This is a genomic window from Photobacterium alginatilyticum (genome assembly GCF_009910675.1).
In the GTDB taxonomy this organism is placed as follows: domain Bacteria; phylum Pseudomonadota; class Gammaproteobacteria; order Enterobacterales; family Vibrionaceae; genus Photobacterium; species Photobacterium alginatilyticum.
Window position 1 is genome coordinate 222,086 of sequence record NZ_RSEJ01000003.1, and the last position, 20,651, is coordinate 242,736.

The following is a 20,651-nucleotide window of genomic DNA, read 5'->3' on the forward strand; positions in this document are numbered from 1 at the left end:
GGTTATTGAGAGCTGGTATTCCAGTAGCTAGGGTCCAATACCAAAGCCGTTTCCAGTCCCACACTGCCACTCATAGAAGGGTTACAGGCTATCTTGCCATAGTAGCTTGTCATTAGATTCAGACCGCTTTGGGTTGGTGTTAAGTCATTACTGGTACCTTTGCTGATTTCCGAAGATGGTAATAGTGGGGTTATTGCTTGCTTGGCGATGGCTCCAACGACACTGCTGATGGTTGGCATACTAAACTTGCTCAGGACAAAAGACTGAAGTCCCCCGACTATTGGTAGGTTGACATTGGGTATGCGACTGACAGCGGAGGGAAGAGGAACAACACCCATTTGGCCAAAAGAGCTGTACGCTTCGCTTACCTGAGTTAGTGAACGAGGGCTATAGGCCCAGCCATTATTGCCAGTTATTTCCATATAGCGGGCAGCTTGCTGAGTGGCTAAAGCTCCGCCTGCGCCGGCCACGCCACCGGCAATAGCTCCACCAATGGCACCTGTAATAGTTCCGGATAGCAGGGACTGCTGCCAGCTGCCTGTATTGGCAACGCCAAATGCATCGTTAATAAAGTGCTGGCTTACCCCTTGGGTTGCTCCTATAGCTGCACCTGCTGCACCTCCAACTGCAGCACCAGCGGCGACACCAGCGGCGATACCTCCAGCCGTGGTCGTTGCGACACTAGCGGCTGCTGAACCGGCGGCAAAGGCTCCCACACCACCAGCCGCAGACAGGGCACCAGCCGCTGCACCTAGAGCGGCTCCTGAAAAGATATACCCCGCAAGCTTACGTCCATTTAAACCCGATTTCACCCCCGTATAGGCTGCTGCCCCAGCCCCCACTCCAGCCCCTACAACGGCACCGACAATCAGTATGGTCAGAAAGGTTGCAATCTGACCTGATGGATCAGTTCTGTTTACTGGATTGTTATTACAGTACGCAAATGGAGTGCCGTATTGAAATTTTGGATCACAGGAATAGAACCGACTTAGGGTCGGATCGTAGAAACGTGCTCTATAGTTGTAGAGACCTAGTTCTTCATCAGTCTCCTGGCCAGTAAAACGGTAACGGATAACACTGAGATCGCCGTAGCAATTACCGATCAACTGACCAAACGGCATATAATCCAGCATGGTTTTTATTGTGCCGCACTCATCAACAACGGCCCGGGTCGAGCCTTGTTGGTCCTTCAATATGTAATGGGGGGTGTTGTCTTCGATCATCAAGAGCAGGCCGCCCACACCATAAATATACTGAACAGCTTTATCCGGACTTTTCTCATCGCGCATGATTTCCAATAACGGGTAATCGCTAAAGCCATGAACATAAAGGGTTTGCCCTGACGTACTATGGTGTTTAAGTACTCTCTGGTTGATGCCGTTGTAGGCGAAGTTGAGAATACTGCCATCCTCTTTGGTCACTTGAGTCGGTAGGTTGCTCAATGCGCTATAGGTGATAGAGCGGATTGCCCTGTAGCTTGATTGGTTAACGTTACCCACAGCATCGTAGGTGAAGCTCTGCAAGGTAGTACCATCAATTGCGACCTTTGTAACTCTGTTGGTGTTTACCTGGTAGTCATAGCACTGAAGGTTATCTCCCTGTTGCAGAGTTAGGATATTTCCATTGGCATCGAAGGCAACCGGATTACCAACACCGATACTATAGGTTGGATCGGAGCTATGCTCTGCGATGCTTACCTGCCCCCGTGTATCGTAGCGATAGTGGTAGTCGTAAGAACGTTCAGGGGCAATACTATTTTGATTGGCTACGCTGGCAATGTTGCCATTAAAGTATCCTGCATCATCGTAACCACCAGTGGTGTAGCTGAACTGCTGTCTTAGGATGTCACTATGGTCAGCATATTGATTATTAATTTCCGTGACCCAGCCTGGTGAGTTATAGGACAGGGTGCGTAGTAAGGGGCGGCGGCCTTGCTGGTTTAACTCTTCGCTAGCCAGACTACCGTCGGCATTGTAGCGGTAGCGAGCAAACTTATCAGGCTCATCTGCCGTTCCGATAGCCGTATTCTGGCCTATAGCGTTGTAGCTATAGCAGACTAGGGAAACTGGCGCGGTGATCGGGTAACGGATTTGAATCACGTTGCCCAGATTATTGTACTGGTATTGAGTGGTTTGCTCGGCTTGATCAGACACTATTAAAGTGCAGCTAGTTGCATTTCCGTTAAGGTCATAGGTGTAGCGATTCTCCGTAAGGCTCTCGCTCCCTTTGAACAGGTTAAGCTTTTGGGTTGTCCAGAGGCGTCCACGTAAGGTAATGTCATCACCATTGCCATCGTAGCGATTAACCGTTTCTCTGTTGCCGTTGTGCGGGTAGTCGGGATCACTGTCAGCAATTGCTTGTAGCTGGGCTCCATTTCCCCAGTCGTGGGTGACTTGTCCCTCTTCAGTAATGCGTCCTAGAATATCGTACTTCTTGTAGAGAACCGTCCCTGTCTTCTTGGTAAGAGCGTTGGAACTGAAGCGTATTCGCCCCGCAGGATCGTAGATATATTGAGTTTCTCCCGTATCCTGGCTGGTACGAGTGGTTAGTTGACCAAGGAAGTTATATCGGTTCTCTGTGACAAAGGCACTGGCGTCACTGGTACCTGAAAAGTAATTGGGATGAAGAATTTTCTGGATATTGCCTGCGCTGTCAAATACTTGCTGGACCGCATCAAGACGGATGTCTCCCTCATTGGTTTGTTTTCCCAGGATTTGCCCGCGTCGGTCTTTGATCGATAATACAAGAGCACCGTTGGCATCTGTGATTGACGTGACTAGGAATTGACCTGCTTGAAACGAAATATCCGCAATGTAGGTCTGGTCAGTTACTTGGTAGTTGAGTTGAGTGATATGGCTGTTACTGCCGGTGATGGCAAAAGGTTTACCTGGTAGCCCTTTCTGTAGCGGACGGCCTAAAGGAGAGGCCTCGTAACGGGTGCCATTATAGGGGTAACCTTCATCATCCGGGTAGTAGTCGCTGATTTCTCCTGACATTATCCCGTTAGCAGCATCAAGTCCTGTGACAAACTGGCTACGATAGCCAAAGAGGGTATTGTCAAATGCTGCGATACGGGTATCTGCAATTTGATTGCCTATCGTGTCGTAAATGCTTTGTTTCACAAGGCACTGAGTATCGTTGAGTACCTGTGATTGGATCTCATTATCACTGGCATCGCGGTAATTCATCGAGGCTTGAGGCGCTAGCAGCGTTACCGGGTTGGCAAACTGAAGTACCCCCTCGGCGGTCAGAGCAAAAGTGCCACTAATTGTCGAATGGCTGGTTACGGCAAACACCTGGCGGCCATCTGCAAATAGCAAAACAGAACCGTTTAGCGGCACTAACAATAAGTTGCAGGGAACCTGACCATTGACCTGAGTGTTAGTGTAAGTGGTTTCATCCAGTGTCAGGCTCCAGCCATTCTGCGGGTCCCAACTGGCACTGAGGTTTTCTCCGATGGCTAGTGTCAGGGCCACTTTGGTGGGGGTAGGGGAACTCAAGGTTAAACCGATGGCATAAGGGATGCTGTCGCTGGTTGCTGTCCAGCAGATGCTATTGGTACCTGTACCATCATGACATAGCTGGCCATTTCGTATCTGCCATGCCCCGCGGTTGTCTCGCTGCCACTGCTGCCAGATTTGGTCGCCATCCGTAAAGGTTTCGTAGATGCCTCCTTGTGCAGCCATCAGTACCAGATTACTGGTGGGATTATCTTGAGGGTATTCATAGTTGCGGGGCGAAACATACTGCCAGGATCTGGGGTTGAAGCTTACCATTGCCTGTTTAGTCATCAGATTTGGACCCACTTCGGCAAATGTTTCCCGCATGGGCCCGTAGGCTATGCGCTGGGTGTTGGAATTGTTGCCGATTGAGGCGATTTCGTCACAATAGATCACATCGTAGAACTTGGCATCCATCTCGCTGGCCAGCGGGGTGATGGTAATATTGTTAAACAATAAGTATGTGGATGACTTGGTATTGGTAAAGGAAACGGCAAGCGACTGCGTATCATTGCTATCATGGTTGACTACCGCTTGCCAGTAGCTCCAGGTTTCCTCGCTGTCAGGTTCAATCGTAATGCTTTGGTTGGAGTTAGCGTTCGAGCAGGCTTCTAGGTAGACCGCTCCGCTGTCATCGAGATAGCCTTTAGAAGCTTTGAACCAACCGGATATTACTACCGTTTGCGATTGTAGCAATGGACTGACCTTCATTAGGGTCTGGTTGCTGATCAGCTTGAAACTGCTACTTCCAGTATAAGCATCACCAGTGACAATATAGTCGGTGAGCTTTTGGTCGGATGACGAAAGCTGCCAAGTTGCCTGGTAGTCCTCGTAGGGTTCGAAGCCGACAAAATCACAGCTATTTTGCTGGTTACTAGTAAAGCTGGCTATGGGTAGGATTTGGTTCCGATCCCATAACGTGGTTTCAACTTTACCTGTCACATCCTGTTGACTGCTGATCATGCCGTAGAATGTTCGTGATAGGACCGTATTAATCTGCTGCCAGGTATCGCCAGGGTCGTTTTGTACCATTTTTGACGGTGTTAAAGTGGCAGGAGCGGTTTGGGCTTTCAGTATATAGGCGTTGGATGCCGCATAGACGGTAGGGGCAACGGAAAGTGTTTCTTGGTCGTTACGGGGGTGGGCAGCATATTGCTGCAGGCTGCCGGCGATCTGAGTTTCTTGACTGCCCTGTTCTGAGCAACAGACGGTTTCTAATTGGCTGAATGGCACATCTATAACGTTCTTTTCAAGGAACCAACGATATGCCTGGAAGCCGTAGCCGTAGGCCTTCGTTATAATCTCTTCCTGACCATCCCGGGTGATATTGGTGAAGCTTTCTTGGCTGACTTTGCCAAACTGACAGTCGTACTGAAAGTCAGTAGTAATTTCCAGTCCGTCACTGGTATTGACACTTTGAGTACAGCGGGTATAGCCACCAAAAAGGGGATATTCAACATCTCCAGCGTTAACCGCAATAAATGCCTCAATCTGTTTCTGCTCATGAATAAGTAAGTTGCCATCGGCGTCAAAGACTTTCTGTTCGATCTGTTGGCCATCCAGTAAACCAGAGGCGATTGGATCACCTGTGAATAGCTGAGTATTGTTGTGGTTAAGTCCGTTAGCATTGGTTAGGCCATTAAAATAATGGTTCTCTGTATATCCAAAACTCGGTGTTGCTGGGTCATTAGTGCCTGGAAAAAAGGTACTTTTATAGTATTTGAAGACGGAGCCAGTTGGATCGCAAGTGGCGCTTCCAATATCAAATACATAGCAGGTTGTGTTGGTGTCATAGCCGTTGTTTATCTGCATGGATTCCACACAGTAATCCACCAGTTCACCCTGTAACGTATTATCAAGATACCGATTGAGGGTAATACCCTTGGCATCGTCAAAGTCTTTATTCATTGGCAAATAGGTGATAAAGGTCGAGAGACCAGAAGGATATTGGCCATTGGTATTTGCCTTCACCGAGCCATCGCTGTTGATCTGGGTGAAGTAGCGTTGATCGAGAATATCCTTGCCGGCAAGACTCTGATTGCGCAGGCCCCAGATACTGGTGTTTTTCGCGGTGGAACCATCAATATTAAGACAGGAGAGAAAACGCGGCCCTTGGTTAATCATGGTGGTACTGTCGATTGCATAGGGGCCCTCTTCGAAGTAGCTAACCGCCTCTCCCCAGTTAGTTTGTGAACCCCGGTGGTAGATACGGTTTCCCATGGTGGCAATATCCGCTCCGGCAGTGGGGAAGTAGTGGCGTTTGCGGTCAGTGGTGGGATCGTCTTTGCTATAGAGATCTATAGCAGGGTTATCCCAGCTATTGTTGTTGGTGGTAGCATCAAAAGCCACCAGTTTGGATTGAACCGCATACTCCCGGTTGCTGGTGTGGATTGCGTAGTCATGGCCGTAGGCAAACCAGTTGATATCGGTATCGTTGAGAGTGTCACGAAAATCCAAGTCACTATTGGCCAGCCACCTTTCACCATTGTAACGCAGCAGATTTGGACCGGAAGCTATCATACTGTTGTCAACAAACTGAGCGATAAATGGAATGGTGATAACTTTGGAGGGGTTACTTTTGGGTAGCGTATAGTTGAAATCATGACTGGTTAAATTGCTGAAATTATTATTCCAACCAATCACTGTCACATTGTAGTCAAAGCTGAGTGAAACCTCGCTGGTAATATAAGTAAGGGCGATAAACGAGGCGCTGGTATGAAAGCCGAAGGAATTTTCCGGATTATATCCACCCATGGAAAATATCATGCTCTCAGAGGCACCGTTATGCCACTGATAATTTCGGCTTGGATCATCGGAACCGTCTGTTTGATAGTAGAGACTCAGTTGGTTGTGGTGTTCGCCTCCACTTTGCGCACCGTAATCGAGAATGGCGTAATGTTTGTTGGTGGCTGCCAGGTAAGGGATGCCGTTTGGGTCGCCGCTGGCCAGAACGTCAGAGACATTGTCTATCACCCAAGCCTTATTGAAACAGTCCCAAGTATAGCGCCAAAGAATGCGGTTATCCTGATCACAGGTAACAAAGAAGTTATCGCCAGCAGCGAGTTGTAGCTTGTTGCTGTAGAGAGTGATCGGATCAGTATCCAGCCAGGCTCCCCACTTGCGGTTATCTTTATGGTAGATGTGCACATAGGACTTGACGCTTTGTGGGGTGGTATAACTTAGACAGGCAAAATTCTCTGTGGTTACTACGTTAATGCTGTCGATATCGAATGCAGCATCGATAATCTGTTCATTCGGTACCCACTTCTGCCAGCGTCCCAGCCAGGTGTAGAGGGTGACATGGATCTGATCTGTGGATTCGTTTAGCCAGAGGTTAACCACATAATCAGAACCAAACCAGATACGGGGTTTGGCCACATTAGGCCAGGGGTTGGTAATCTCAAACTGTCGGTCACACTGGGGCAGGGATTGTTGTTTGTACTGGTATTCTACGTTCGCCCCGTTGGGTGTAATTGCACTGCGCAAGGCCCCTGAATTGACTGCTCCCGCTCCCCAATAAGCCAGCTCTAGGCCGGGAGCTGAGCAGTTATTGGTGAAAATGCGTTGAATACCAGTAAGGGTCCGTTTTACCGTATCGCCGTATAGGGGCTCGTCTTTGTTATAGCCACTAAAGTTGGAATCAGTATCGTAGCTCAGTTGAACTTTGTACAGCATGATCTGCTGTGGGTTGTTGACGACAATATTATCTAGGTATCGGGTTTCGTAGCGATCTTGGTAGGGGCTTGGGTTATTGTTTGGGACTTGTTCGTAGGGGGTGCTCCAGTTGGGTGCAAGATACTCTCTGGCTCCAGCAGGGGTGTCAACTACATATTTCTTCTCTGCGTAGTTGAAGTTAACTGTGCGACTAAACATATCGGTAATCGTGGTTAGATAGCAGGCCTTGGTAAATGCGAGCCCCTCTTCACCCACCTGTTGCTCTACAGTGTCATAGCTGAAAGTGATGGTATCTCCCCAGATGTCCTCTACGATGGCCAGGTTCCAGGCGATAGGTGTGCGGCTTTGCAGTTTAGTGCCAGCAGAATTCTTAGCAAGGCTGGATTGGCCCTTCCAGTTGTCCCATTTTACTTGCCATTGAAGGGTATTGTTTCGGTTATTTCTGTCGCCAAAAAAGTAGGTGGTGCCATCATCTTTCACCAGCTCCCAGCGCTCAAATTGGGCATAGTAGAGAATCTGGCTAAAATCATACTGAAAGGCTTCAAAGGCCACCCCCCCGGCCAGAACCGTTAGATCGTTGGTGTTATTTTTGATGGTAAAGATCCGCTGGTTTGTGGCGTCAATGATTTGCCAGTGTTGATTGGCGGTAAGCACATTAACATTGGCATTGAGATCAAGCGCAAGTCCAGACTCGATAAAGCTTGCCTGAATGGTATTATCTATTTTGCCCTCATTTAAGGTGTTGGTTGCAGATATTGGTAGCGTGGCTCGACGCCAAGGCTTTTGGGTCACGACTAGCTCAATGGCACTGTTTTGAGTATACAGGTAGTATTGATTGTCTCCGGAGGATGCATTGTCCCGACTCTGTACTTCAATACGTTCAAATGGCAGTTGCCAGCCTAGACCGAGTATGCTTGTCGGAGCGCTGACATTCGAGTTGTAGACATCCCCTTTGACGTTACTGCCATAGGTAGCAGTGACTTTAACATCCAGTCCGTGGCGCCCCTTGAGGGAAATCAAGTCCAAGGATAGGTTTACATCACCGCGAAACAGGTTAACGCTATCGCTGAAGATACCGTTGATATCATTTTCGAATTGGCTGGGACGGACCTGTGGTATCTGGTTGTTGTCATTATTACTCATGATTTTTGCATCCTTATCTTAATAAACTCCCCGGCAATTAGTTGCTGATAGTTTGATAAGCGGGGCAGTGTCTTTGTTGTTTGAACGTGAAGGATCTACAGCGAACTGATAGCTTGGCCTAAGCCTAAGGGAGGATAAGAGATAATCCCCGGCCTACTTGAATAAGCTGCCGGGGTAGGCAAAGGTCAACCGGTATATATCCACATCCCTGTGCACTTTCCTTTAAAACCGATTGGGCTGCATGTCTAGGTTTAGGATTCGCACACTGCAATTACTAGCACGTCAACACTTCCTTCTTGTCTGTGACTGGAGTCATCTTCCATAGTACAAGTTGAAGAAACGGTCACCTCACTACCGCTTATGTCTTTCATTGAGGCTTTTACTTCAAGAGTTCTGACATGATGATCAGTTGAACCGTAGGTGACACTGTATCCCTGAACTGCTACGGAGGCATGAATTACGGATGTGCCGAAGTTAACTGGTTGGGTTTCACCTGACTTTACAGATACAGTTTTAAACTTTGTAATAGACATATTTTATTTTCCCTATTAGTAATAAGTGTTTTTGTAGCTATATCTTTCGCAATAGCTACTTATTCATAATTGTTTGATTGTTGTTTTAAATCTCTTTGGCGGTGTTAAATTAAATCTTTAATTTCTTTGAGTCTATTACAGATTATTACACCTAAGTTAAATACATATAACGCCATGAAAAGTTTATTTTATTTCACCTAATAAAAGTGGCTTGCAAGTGGCAAAAATTAATACTATTAAAGCTTGCATTGTTGAGGAGAGAGTATGAGTTCACCTCACACCCTCTTTTAATTTTATTGATTATAAAAAGATAAAGATACAGCTAAGCCGCTAAGCCGCTAAGCCTCTGGTATCTATCTCTAAGTGACTTCCTTTGATTATCTGATAGTCATTAATAGCAAGCCTGATGCGACCGCGCTTTCTTTCTATAAGATCTGGAATCATAATTCCTGTTGTTTGTCGTAACTCTGAAAGCTGCTTACGGGCACGATGTACCTGTATGTTAATGTGGGTTTCGGGTAATCCTAAGTCTTTTGTCAGCTGTTCAATTGAACGCCAGCCTTGCGAAGGCTCGGGTACATTTTGTTTTATATCTTCTGCCTTGTAGCGCGCGAGAATTGCGGTTAAGTAATGGTGGCTTCGAGCCTGACAATCGATAGACTCACTGGCACTTTGAATCATTAACTCGGTCAGTTCCTCATCTTGGCTAATATTAAAGACATAGCAAAGGTCATTTTTTTCTTGTGCTGACAGGCACAAGGTGTCCATATTTTCAGGGGATTCACACTTAAATAACTGCCATGTCTGCTTTGAGAACTTAAGTTGCTCCCCGTCATGTAAGGGGCTAAGTATACTGTTTTCAAAATGTTCACATTGCCATTGCTGAGACTCTTGATCATAAAAAACCACAAGCTCAGGAGAGGATTCATCGGGCAAAAAGTGATAGTGCTCAAGGTAAATGGGCTGAATGTCATGATCATCGCCACGTTCTTGGGAGGTAGGCAGCAAGATGTCCTTTGGCGGCTCTAGGCTTCTAACAATGAACGGAGTACATTGCGCACTCGAGAAGGTAATTTGATCGTTGATATGAAGCAATTGCGGGTGATTTGCCTTAATCAACTTACCGTTTACTCGTAACCCATTCTTACTTAAATCTCTGATATACCAGTGCTTTTGGAATTCAATAACAGCATGGATTCTCGACACATCCGGAAGTGCAATTGTCGTATCTACGGAAGAGGATAGGCGCCCGAACTGGTGGAAAGCTTTGAGGTAAACTGGGCTTGAGTATTTTTGATTAGTCAGAAAAGCCATGTTTTTTCTCACTCTATTAATTGCCAAATGTCGCTGAGATCAACTTGTGTAGCTAGTTGCATAGTAAATGGATTCTTGGTCTATAAGTGTATCCAACATTTCGAGATTTTGTTGGTAGTTTGGTAGCGTTTGAATAAGTTTCTCCATTGCTTTATTTAACTCGGACTCAACAACAGCCGTTGACTCAGAATTTGTCTGCCATTGGTTTTGTACTTTCAAGCATAAGGAATTATCTTCAGGGTTTATCCATAAAGAGGTTAATGTCCAGCCTGTTTCACGAGCGAGAGGAGGGAAAATAAGATTCGACATTTCTTTGAATTTCAGCTCATTTTCACGCTTGATTTCCAATGCTGCGATTAGGTTGAGTGACAGGTTCTCATTCATTATTTTGCTCCTTTCTGTAGGTAGTAGTGATAATCTTGCGCTATGGCTTCTGCCAGCTCTTGCCGGGACGTAAAGCCCAGTATTAGATATAAATCGTTTGGATCTTTTGTTGTGACTGTGTTTTGTTTTCGAGCTATATACCAATCCCACAATTCCTGCTCAGTTAGTGCTAAGTCGGAAAGAGGCTGTGGTGGATAAGCACGTTTGAACTCAATTTTCTTCTGGTATTCAGCGAACTGGTTTGTCAGCTTCAATATATCTAGCATCTCACTGGCTGTTTGGTGATCACAGTGATCTAACCAAGCCAATAGAGATTGGGTTTCCACTAAGCGATCGAATTCATTGGAACTGATTTGTTGGGAATTAGCCCAGTGAGCGAGTTTGGGAAAGTCTAATTCTTGTTTTTCGAGCGCAGATTGATGGAAAGCAAGCTCTAAAAGTGTACTCTTCTTCAGGTTATTTGTATCAGGGAGATGAGATACGGCAGAACGCAATGCGGCTTTTCTGGCTATAGCCTGTTGTTTATATTCGTGGTAGCGACCTTCGAGTTTGAGCTCTCTGTCTAACTCTTCTGCTGTAATTGAGTTCATTTCAAGCTTGCGTTGCTGATCTAATTTCGACACGAGCCTTTCCCAAGCGTCTGTTTTGGCAAAGTGGCTTCTTTTTTTATCAGGTATTATTTTATCTGCGTTTGAACTTGCTAAAGATTGAAGTAGTGATAACGCATCTTGTTGCTTTATATCAATAGGGTGGCAGTCGATAAAGTCACACAGAGGTTGTGATTTTGCTTTATCCATTAGCTTTTTAGCGTACTGTTTGAGAATGTCAAAGGAGCGTTTGGGGTAGTGGAGCTCTTTCAAGGCAAGTACAAGCTGAGCTGACTCATTAGCACCAATAATGTGCTGAGCAACAGCCGCATCTAGCGTCGCTCTAATATTAATCATGGGGGTAGATAGGCTAGGGTAGCCGAGTTCTGCAGGGCCATGAATTAAAGCAACTTCGTCGTCATCTTCTAAATGTCCAGAATGGAACTGTTCGAAGACAAAGCCAAAGCCTTTCATACCAAGGCTTGATAATTCCGCGGCTCGTAACGCGCCCATACTGGAACAGCCGTATACGTTTATTCCCAGAGAAATGGCGTACAGTATTTCTTTGTGCCAAACAGCTGGCACACTTTCAAAATAACCATCAATCAAAACAATACTATCAGGCTTATCATGCGTAGCTAAATATAGGTCACCTTGCTTCGCTGGTGGGCGGCAGTCCGCTTGAATAATGGTTGAAATCTTATCTGCGGTAAGGGTTGGCCCTGAGAATATGATAGTCCTCATTTTTCCCCTCCTTGAGTCAGTGAAATTTTAAGCTTAAGTGCACGTTGGCCCCTAACATATCCTGGTGACTCGTCAATCCCCTCCAAGCCAGGAACAACAACTCTGACAACAGGAATCTGATAGTCATCTTTTGTCAGGTTAACAACCCCGACTTGTTTTAACCCTATGTTATTAAGTTTGTGCAGAATAAGTTCAATGTCGTGCTCAAAGTGTTCAAAGTTCCAGCTAAGGATATCCTGAAAGCTTCTTGCGCCGTGAGTTGAGGTTGAGTCGATACATCTAATTGATGAGGTCGAAGTCTGGTAGTTGTTAGCTTCAATGTCATCTCTTGAGCCTGATATCATGGTTAACCGGGTTTGAGCCGCTTCGGTGAGTGCTCTTAATAACGCAATACTTTTACAGGGATGAGTGCCTGAGCCTGCAGACGGATAGTGGGGACCAGGTGTATTGCTTTTTGGTGCAATTTTGCAGTAGAAGCTTGGTAACCCTATATCTGATGTGACATCCCAAATCTGGATATTTATATCAGCTGCCTGGTATTTTCTTATTACCGAAAGGCAATCTAAGTCATCGACAGTATCAAGCTTGAGGAGGCGAGTGTCTTGTTGGCTTAAGTGATCCTTTTCTATTCGCCACAAGGCGAGGGCGTCTCGTTCTATGACTTCACACAGCCCATGTACGATTGCTTCCTCTGTACTATTTCCAGACGCAAGACCATTGGAGCTCATAACAAATGTTCCGCTTCCCGTTGGGAGTGGAAGTGTGTAATTACAGTGAGTGACATCATATGGAATGTAGATAGGTGTATTGGTAAAGAGTTCTTCACCCTCGATCCAGAGGCGCTGACGGTGCTCAGAAAAAGTACCGAAAGCCAATCTAGGCAAGTCAGTGACATCGACAACATGATGCTTTGACGACATTTGGTTATAGCTTGCTAACTTCAGAGGTAAATCAATGTGCTCTGCGTGGTAGGTTTCTATCGCTTCCATCGCCCCCGATACTTTTGCAGATATGAGATCCAGCCCCTTTCCTTGAGCAACAGATATCGCGCAAGACGCTGGACGACAAACCGTGACGACAGGGATCCCAATATGGTCTAGCCCTGTAATATTCGCAATACGGGTGATCCCCATCTCTTTTAAGAACGGGGAAATCTTATCGAAGGTAGATTGTGGAGACCGCGAGCGATGGGTTCCCCTCTGATGTTTTTTTGAGATCATCAAATATCCTTGGACTTAAGCAGTAATAGCCAAGCAAAAGCTTGGCTATTTGTTCTATTGCGACTTGTTATTTAAGGAAGCTTTGGAGGTTTGCTACCGTACAGACGGTTCCAACAAGCAGACTCTCTTCTTGAACATCTTTAGGATTAACGGCGCCGACTTGGACGCCGGCATCGCGATAATAGCGAGCCAAAGACTGTGCCGTGAGCGTGTTACTCTGCTCTTTTATCGACTCCAAGTAGGGGATGAGATCATCGCGATGATTGTGAATCGTGGCCTTCATCTCTGAGATGGCCTGTTGCAATTCGTTTAGGTCTTGTTGCTTTCCTGCCTCGAGATTTAAAGCATCTAAGCGATCAAGGTCATCAGTACTGAGATAGTGAATATGGTAAGGGTAAAATTCGTTATCGTCTCTTACCATCAAAGGATTGACGTAAGATACGATGTAGAGGTTCTCGCCAACAGCCTCTTTGAGTTGCTCCAGGGCTGAAGTGGGGATGTGGTCATTGGCAAAGCTCACTATTGGCTGGTCTGAATTAGGCTCTAAGTGACTGATTGGAGTATCCGGTACAAATGAAGGTTGGGAACTTTCACGCAGCGGAGCTCGTAGTCTGTTTAGTTGCAAAACGCGCAAATCGAGCAAATAGCCCGGCTTTAAGTCGTCGCGATTAACTCCTGCCGGGCACTGAGCCTTATCTAAGTTCCAAGGAACGATTTTGGTAAGTGCAGGGCCAATGATGTTAATCTGTTGTAACTTCTGTCCCTGATTCTGAGAGCCAAAGAAAAAATGGTAATCCGTTTCACTATAGCACCATTCAATTCGCTTAATCTCTTTGGCGGTATAGTCTTTGTGATTGATAAGAGTTGCTCGTTTCCCATCTTTTCTTATCACATAGATATCTTGCGAGCGGAGAGTAAGGTTTCCATTCTCATCAATGTATGGGCTTAACTCATTTTGCAGCTCTTCTAAAGATAGTTTTTCCATAATTTATCCTTGTTTATAGATAACCTAGCGTTTTTGAATGATTTAATGCCAATAATACAGACTGCTGGCAGTACTTTTGTTTACCTATGATGTTTCTACTATTAATGGCCTCCTTTAATGGGCTAATAACTGATTCCGGTAGTGCGTGTTGGCTCGAATCAAGTATGGTTTTGATTATATTAATGACACGATGGTGGGTGATATCTTGGGAAATAAAAGACACTGAACTGGCGATAAGTTCGAGTTCAATAAGTAAAGCCAACCATTGCAGAGGAAATGGAAATTCATTCGATAATGCTTTCCAAATATGGTTGCATTGTTTTATTAGTGTCTGACTGTGTTTATAGTCACCATCCTTGTAAGCGAGCCACGCTTCGGTGGCATTTGCTATCGCAATATAGTCATCCATACCCGAGTTCTGAGCAAACTCTTTCGCCTGACTTAAGTATTGGCGAGTTTCTATTCTATTCCCTTGGAGTCGAAACAGTACGGTTAGATAAGCTAAACAGCGAGTCTTCAGTGTAGTATCCGCGTATTCAGTTGCATTATTCAGTGCTTGTATTAAGTACTTTTGAGCGTCTGTATATTGCTGGCTAAATAAGCAGGTAAAGCCAAAAGTAAACAGGCAGTTATTTTGTAGCGGATAGTCCTCTGTTTCCTGAGATGCGATAAAGGCATGTTTTGCCAATTCCACATGTTGTCTCGTTAAGGCATAGCGAGTGTGACGAAATTCATACTGTAATTTGGCATCATAGAACTTTGCTTTAGCAGTAGGGTTGTCGAAGTCGACTACGTTTTCTTCAATGAGGTTGATGACGCTGAGCATATCCTGTAACTGGTTGCGCCAATAAAAGACATAGAGCTTTGCCATTTGCACAGACAACCACATTTGATGCCAGTATTTATCGGCTAACATGTCAGCATTTAATAAAGACTCTGCAGTCAAGTAGGCTTCTATAGCTTGTTCATGTAAGTGGTGAGTTTCCAGAGACTTACCATAATTTAGGAACAAACTTGCTTTTAGTAAGTTGTCTTCATCACAGCTTTCTTCAATAGCTGCAAGGTAATGCTGACGAGCTTGGGTATGTTTGGCCAGTCGAACCAAATTATCACTTAAACCAATAAGCGCTTGTATTTTTGTCTTCTTTGAAACGTGCTCAGAAATATCCTCGCTAGAGAGAGCGAGCGCTTTTTCATAATAGGTAATTGCATCTTCCACAATAGACGAGTGGGAAGATTGTTCTCCCGCTTGTAAGTAGTACGGTACCGCAAGGCTAGGGCGCTGGGCTTTTGCCCATTGCTCTGCAACCATGGCCGAAGAGTATTCCCCAGTATTGAAATCTTGTTCCATGGCACTTGCAATGTGGCTATGGATTGTTGGTTGTATGGTCGTGCTTTCATAAACGGCATCACGAACGAGTGCGTGCTTAAATTGATATTGGTTACCGTCTATATTGCGCTGAATATAGATTAATTGAGCTCTCTGAAGTTCTTCTAAATCAGATTGAAGTTGGATTGCATCTTTGTCAGACGCTGCATAAATCAACCGCTCACTAAACGTTCTACCAATCGCTGCAGCGAGTTGAGCCGTGTCTTTAGCGAACACAAGCCCATCCAGCTTTTGCTGTAATGACTCTCTTAGGTTTTCGGGTACCCGCGACTCAGGTTCAGAGACTACAAAGTCCAGCTGACCATTTACTTTTTTTATGAGCGCATTTCTTTGGGAGTAAGTAACTAATTCTTCAAGGAAGAGAGGGTTACCATCGCTTCGTTCGGTAAGTAAGTCTTCGACTTTTTTACTCACGGGTTGGTTATCAAGCAAATACCGAATGAAGCTGTGGCAGTCGGATTCTGTAAGTGCAGTTAATTCAACTATTGAGCAGTTTGACTCGACGAGCGCGCCAGGAAGTGGATTACGCGAACTATTTAGCCAGTGAATATGATGTTCTGCTAACCAGTCGGAGGCCACAAAATAATGAATAAACTCGACTGTTGTCGCATCAGCCCAGTGCAGATCTTCACACACAAAGAGTGTCGATGTTCTATGACCGTCACTTTGCTTCTCTCTACTGATTAAACAGAGAAGATGCGAAACAGCAATAAACAACAGCTTTTTTTGTTCATTAAGAGAGAGATTATCAAGAGAGTGATTTATCAGCTGTGCACTGTAGGTACTGAGACGGGAGTATGGCTGAAGCCATGCCCACAAAATAGCTGTGCAGTTTTCTCTTTCAACCAAAGGTGCTGATAGAGAGCTCATTGCCTGAGTTAAGTGGCGATCCGCTTCGGGACTGTTGAGATCAAAATACGCGGTGATGAGGTGTAAAATCGGGTATAAGGCGTTTGTTTTATACTCAGGTAAGCACTGGAGTGTCACCACGCTTGTATTTTTGTAGCTCTCTTTGAGTCCCAACAGGAGACGAGATTTACCGATACCAGCATCTCCGTGTAAGTGGAAGAGAGGCGTGGTGCTGCTAGGGCTATCTAGTAATGACAGTTTATCGAAGACATCTTGCCGACCAAACATTGCCCCGTGGGATTTGACAGTGCGCAAAAAGCCGAAAGATTCGGAGAATCGTTCGCCTTTGAGAAAATATTTTTGCAATGATGAAGATACTGATACACCTTCTTGTGGTTCGAATATAAGTTGTTCGCTGAGCATGCCTTGAAACTGGGCAGAGCAAACGATCTCATCTGGCTTTGCATTTCTAGCTAAAGACATGGCATCTGTTGCTACTCTTCCTTCTGGAATATTTCCGCCAATGCTTCGCATCATTCCTTTTGTGAGCCCAATTCTTAGCTCTAGATTCACGCCGTGCTTTTCAAACAGCTGTTCTTGTTTACTGTTTAAGTTATTCCAGATGTCGAGCGCAGCTCTCGCACAGAGGCGGCTGTCATTGTCACTCACGACAGGGTAGCCAAAATAGAATAGAGTGGTGTCGCCAATTGTACCCACTTGGCTTGCTCCATAACGCAATGCAATGTCTACACATTGGTGATGTTGGTCAGCCAAAAGCATTTCAATGATGTCTTGCTTTTCATAGGTAATGTAATCAGGTGTGCCTTCTGGCTCTGTCAAAATGACACACAGTGCAGAGATTTGTTTTCGTTCAATAAACCGAGAATAAGTTGATGAGTAGGTTCCCGTTTGAGTCGCGAGAATTTCTGTTGCATGAGCGCCCGCCTCATTGTTTAGCTTGGCAGAGGAAGGTACTAGGTCGGAGAAATTGAGTTTTTGAAACTCGTTATATAAGTCGACAGTATTTCCTGGGCGTTCAAGGGCTTTTTTATGCAGTACACGTCTAAAAAATGATGCTGAATGATGCCCAGCTAAGATGCCTAAGGGAACATTGGTAGAACTGAGTTGATGGTAAAATACCGTTGCAGCGCTAGTGCCTTTAATTGTTGAGACGCCAGTTAAGCACTCGATAAACACGAGTCCCCAAACATATATGTCAGTTTGGGGTAGCGATGGTTCTCCTCTTAGCTGTTCTGGAGCACTATATTTGGGGGTACCGAGCACTTCATCATTTAAGGTCAGCGTTTGAAAGTCAGTTTGCTTGGCATCGCTTTTAAGTGTACTGATACCAAAGTCGAGGATTTTAACATGCAGCTTAGCCCCAACTTTAAATAGCATAATGTTGGCTGGCTTAATGTCTCTGTGAACAATACCTAGTTCATGGGCATGAGCTAATGCATCAAGGACGCAGGCCATGATCTCCGCAGCATCTGTAGGCAGTAGCGGACCTTGAGAGTCCAAATGATCCTTTAGTGTTTCACCATCGACATATTCGTAAACGGCGTATAGCAGTCCATCACCCTGCTGACCTTTATCAATGAGAGAAACAATATTCGGATGATTAAGGCGACGCACCAGATCACACTCTCTATTAAAGCGTGCGATGCTCCTTTGCTTCTTCTGCTGAGACTCAGCTTCATTCAATCTTAGAAACTTGATCGCGACAAGTTTTTGAGTGCGTATTTGCCTTGCCTTATAAACTTGTCCGAAACCGCCTTCACCAATTTTCTCTAAGATGGTGTAGTTAGTAGAACAAAAGCGATCTTCTATAGTATTAAATGTTCCTTGCGCCTGATTCATGATATCGCTCTTGAAAGCCACTGATTCGTTAATCTTTAATTGGATAGCTTTGACTGAGTTATAGCTAACAGTGATGCATAGTACAAAACCAGGTGCATAACCACTAATGGTTTTGTGATGAAGTGTTAAGAATGTGATTTTTTTGGATGATTGTTTGAACGTTAAGTGCGTTATTTTCGTAGCGCATTGGAGCCGATGTGTTTTGGAGGTCGTTGAACTTGTGTAGGACAAGACATCCGTTGAGGCTTGCCCTGCAGTTGAATGAGCTCTGGAAGTCCCCCGGTAGTACGCATCCTAGTTGAGTTCTTAAATCAACAGCTTGTCCAGTACTTCAGAATCCGAGCTGCAGAAGTCAGCGCTGGTTTCCATCTCCGCTAGTGCGAAGTCGATAAATGTTCTGGCTGCGAGTGAGAGGTTGGCTAGTGGCTGATAAACCATCCAGCCATGGCCGACAAAAGGCTCAATATGGTCGAATAATCGGATTAATTCACCATGTTCTACATAACGGTTGGCGAGTTGCTCTGGCACATAACTAATGCCTCTGCCAAGGATACAGGCTTCAATGATTAGCGGCATGCTGTTCATGATCAGATCACCGGAAACTTCCAGTAATTCAGGTTCTTTGCCAATAGGTAGGCGTTCAAGGATATGGCCGTCGGGAAAGCGAAAACGGATAACGTTATGATTATCAATATCAGCAAAATTTGTCGGTAACCCGTGTGTCTCAATGTAATCTGGGCTTGCATATAGTCCCAGGTGAGCGGAGATAAAAGGGCGGGCGATGAGGTTTGGCTCATCTATCTTTTCACCGATGCGAAACGCCACATCAATGTGATTGTTCACTAAGTTTTTATCCTCAGTGCTGCTGATAACCTCGACAGTGAGTTTCGGGTGACGATCCATAAACTTGAAAATCGTGCTGCCAATGTTGAGCAGGTTAGGAAGAGGCAGTACCTGAATACGCAGATGACCGGTGATTTCCTGCTTAGGTGCTGTGGCTTTTTCTATACTGAGTTCGAGCTGGTTAAGAGCGGATTTGGAGTTTTCATAAAGAATGTTGCCGGCCTCGGTTAGCAATATCGAACGGTTCTGCCGGTGAAACAGCTGTAAATTTAGCTCATCTTCAAGCCCTTTTAAGCGTCGGCTGATACTTGATTTTGGCAAATTAAGGATTTTTGCAGCCTGGCTCATACTGCCGGTTTCTACTATTTGATGGAATAGTTTGAGGTCTTCCGTCTTCACTTTGTATTCCTAATTCGTATTAAATTGACCATCGTCCCGAATACCGGAACCGAGAGTCCTTAATCGTCTTGTATTTATGAACACTCTAGCACGATAGAATCGTTAGAGAAATCACAAAAATGGAAAGACTTTTATGAAATCAGCCTCTTTGAGCGCTCTCGCTTTACTGATATCAAGCACTCTTCTTACAGGGTGTGGCTTTGCTGAAAGTGCAGCCCCACAAGAAGATAAAACGCGTCCGGTAAAGCTCATGACTATCGGAGATGCATCTAGCCAACAGACTCGAATTTTCCCGGCCAGAGTAGCGGCCAGCCAGCAGGCTGATTTAGCATTTCGAATCGGTGGTGAGTTAGTCAACCTTGATCTGGTTGAAGGGCAAAAAGTGGAAAAGGGCCAGCTATTGGCGCTGTTGGATGATCGTGATGCCAAGAATGCCTTAATGGATGCGGAAGCCAATTATGAACTGGCAGCCGTCGACTTTAAGCGTAAAGAAGAGATCTATAAGCGCAAGCTGATCTCCAAGGCGGAATACGATACAGCCAAAGCAACACTTAAGTCAGCAAAGGCGGCATTGGCAGCGGCTCGTGACCAGCTTGACTATACACGACTGACCGCACCGTTTTCCGGTATTGTCGCGAAGGTCGCTCTGGATAACCATCAGATGATCCAGCCGACGCAGGTGGTTGTCTCACTTCAGGGAGACAAGCAGTTAGATGTGCAAATTCAGGTACCTGAATCTTTGTTACTGACGTTGAACGACAACGGTCTTAGCGAAGAGTATCAGCCTCTGGTTCGTTTCGGATCACAGAACAGCCTTTACCCGGTTAACTATAAAGAACATGCCAGCAAGGTTAGCCCAGGTACCCAGACTTACGAGGTGGTATTTAACCTTGTTCGTCCGGAAAGCCTCAATGTATTACCGGGCATGAGTGCCGAGCTGTTACTTGATATGGCGGTAATGAACCAGGAGACGAGCTCAGTTATTGCCGTGTTGCCCCAGAGCGCCATATTTCGAAGTGACGAAAAACAGCAAACTAGCGTCTGGCGCTACAATGTGGAAAACCAGAAGCTGGAATCAGTAGAAGTAACACTCGGACAGGTACGTGCGAAGGGAATTGAAGTACTGTCTGGCATCAATAAAGGCGATCAGATCGTCGCTGTCGGGGCCAGTGTGTTAAAGCAGGATATGGATGTGAAACCACTTCGTTGGGAGCGGGGCGTTTAA

The 20,651-nt window shown here is 45.5% G+C and carries 10 protein-coding genes; 1 reads left to right on the forward strand and 9 read right to left on the reverse strand.

The window, feature by feature from the left end:
- Positions 1 to 2: 2 nt before the first annotated feature.
- From EIZ48_RS04765 to EIZ48_RS04805, 9 genes are all read right to left on the reverse strand, one after another.
- Complete coding sequence (locus EIZ48_RS04765) at positions 3 to 8,318, reverse strand: RHS repeat domain-containing protein (protein ID WP_160648935.1); 8,316 nt, start codon at positions 8,316 to 8,318, stop codon at positions 3 to 5.
- 251 nt (positions 8,319 to 8,569) lie between these two features.
- On the reverse strand, positions 8,570 to 8,851 hold the full coding sequence (locus EIZ48_RS04770; protein ID WP_160648936.1) for a hypothetical protein: 282 nt from the start codon (positions 8,849 to 8,851) through the stop codon (positions 8,570 to 8,572).
- Between the two features lie 330 nt (positions 8,852 to 9,181).
- Positions 9,182 to 10,165 (reverse strand): FHA domain-containing protein, encoded by a 984-nt coding sequence (locus tag EIZ48_RS04775; protein ID WP_160648937.1) that lies wholly within the window; start codon positions 10,163 to 10,165, stop codon positions 9,182 to 9,184.
- 39 nt (positions 10,166 to 10,204) lie between these two features.
- On the reverse strand, positions 10,205 to 10,549 hold the full coding sequence (locus EIZ48_RS04780) for a hypothetical protein (protein ID WP_160648938.1): 345 nt from the start codon (positions 10,547 to 10,549) through the stop codon (positions 10,205 to 10,207).
- On the reverse strand, positions 10,549 to 11,880 hold the full coding sequence (locus EIZ48_RS04785) for a TfuA-like protein (protein ID WP_160648939.1): 1,332 nt from the start codon (positions 11,878 to 11,880) through the stop codon (positions 10,549 to 10,551). Before EIZ48_RS04785 ends, EIZ48_RS04780 begins: the two co-directional genes overlap by 1 nt.
- A complete protein-coding gene (locus EIZ48_RS04790; protein ID WP_160648940.1) occupies positions 11,877 to 13,100 on the reverse strand; it encodes a YcaO-like family protein in 1,224 nt (407 codons plus the stop codon). The genes EIZ48_RS04785 and EIZ48_RS04790 overlap by 4 nt, the downstream gene beginning before the upstream one ends.
- Positions 13,101 to 13,167: 67 nt before the next feature.
- Positions 13,168 to 14,085 (reverse strand): hypothetical protein, encoded by a 918-nt coding sequence (locus tag EIZ48_RS04795; protein ID WP_160648941.1) that lies wholly within the window; start codon positions 14,083 to 14,085, stop codon positions 13,168 to 13,170.
- A 13-nt stretch (positions 14,086 to 14,098) separates the two neighbouring features.
- A complete protein-coding gene (locus tag EIZ48_RS04800; protein WP_160648942.1) occupies positions 14,099 to 18,184 on the reverse strand; it encodes a protein kinase domain-containing protein in 4,086 nt (1,361 codons plus the stop codon).
- 306 nt (positions 18,185 to 18,490) lie between these two features.
- The gene (locus tag EIZ48_RS04805) at positions 18,491 to 19,426 is read right to left on the reverse strand and encodes a LysR substrate-binding domain-containing protein (RefSeq protein WP_160648943.1); all 936 of its coding nucleotides are present in this window, start codon (positions 19,424 to 19,426) and stop codon (positions 18,491 to 18,493) included.
- Between the two features lie 133 nt (positions 19,427 to 19,559).
- Here EIZ48_RS04805 and EIZ48_RS04810 point away from each other — a divergent pair, with 133 nt between their 5' ends.
- On the forward strand, positions 19,560 to 20,651 hold the full coding sequence (locus EIZ48_RS04810) for an efflux RND transporter periplasmic adaptor subunit (protein ID WP_160648944.1): 1,092 nt from the start codon (positions 19,560 to 19,562) through the stop codon (positions 20,649 to 20,651).

Bases quoted from the DNA above. Each gene is read 5' to 3' on its own strand.
- EIZ48_RS04765 (WP_160648935.1), bottom strand. From the start codon at position 8,318: ATGAGTAATAATGACAACAACCAGATACCACAGGTCCGTCCCAGCCAA.
- EIZ48_RS04770 (WP_160648936.1), bottom strand. From the start codon at position 8,851: ATGTCTATTACAAAGTTTAAAACTGTATCTGTAAAGTCAGGTGAAACC.
- EIZ48_RS04775 (WP_160648937.1), bottom strand. From the start codon at position 10,165: ATGGCTTTTCTGACTAATCAAAAATACTCAAGCCCAGTTTACCTCAAA.
- EIZ48_RS04780 (WP_160648938.1), bottom strand. From the start codon at position 10,549: ATGAATGAGAACCTGTCACTCAACCTAATCGCAGCATTGGAAATCAAG.
- EIZ48_RS04785 (WP_160648939.1), bottom strand. From the start codon at position 11,880: ATGAGGACTATCATATTCTCAGGGCCAACCCTTACCGCAGATAAGATT.
- EIZ48_RS04790 (WP_160648940.1), bottom strand. From the start codon at position 13,100: ATGATCTCAAAAAAACATCAGAGGGGAACCCATCGCTCGCGGTCTCCA.
- EIZ48_RS04795 (WP_160648941.1), bottom strand. From the start codon at position 14,085: ATGGAAAAACTATCTTTAGAAGAGCTGCAAAATGAGTTAAGCCCATAC.
- EIZ48_RS04800 (WP_160648942.1), bottom strand. From the start codon at position 18,184: ATGAATCAGGCGCAAGGAACATTTAATACTATAGAAGATCGCTTTTGT.
- EIZ48_RS04810 (WP_160648944.1), top strand. From the start codon at position 19,560: ATGAAATCAGCCTCTTTGAGCGCTCTCGCTTTACTGATATCAAGCACT.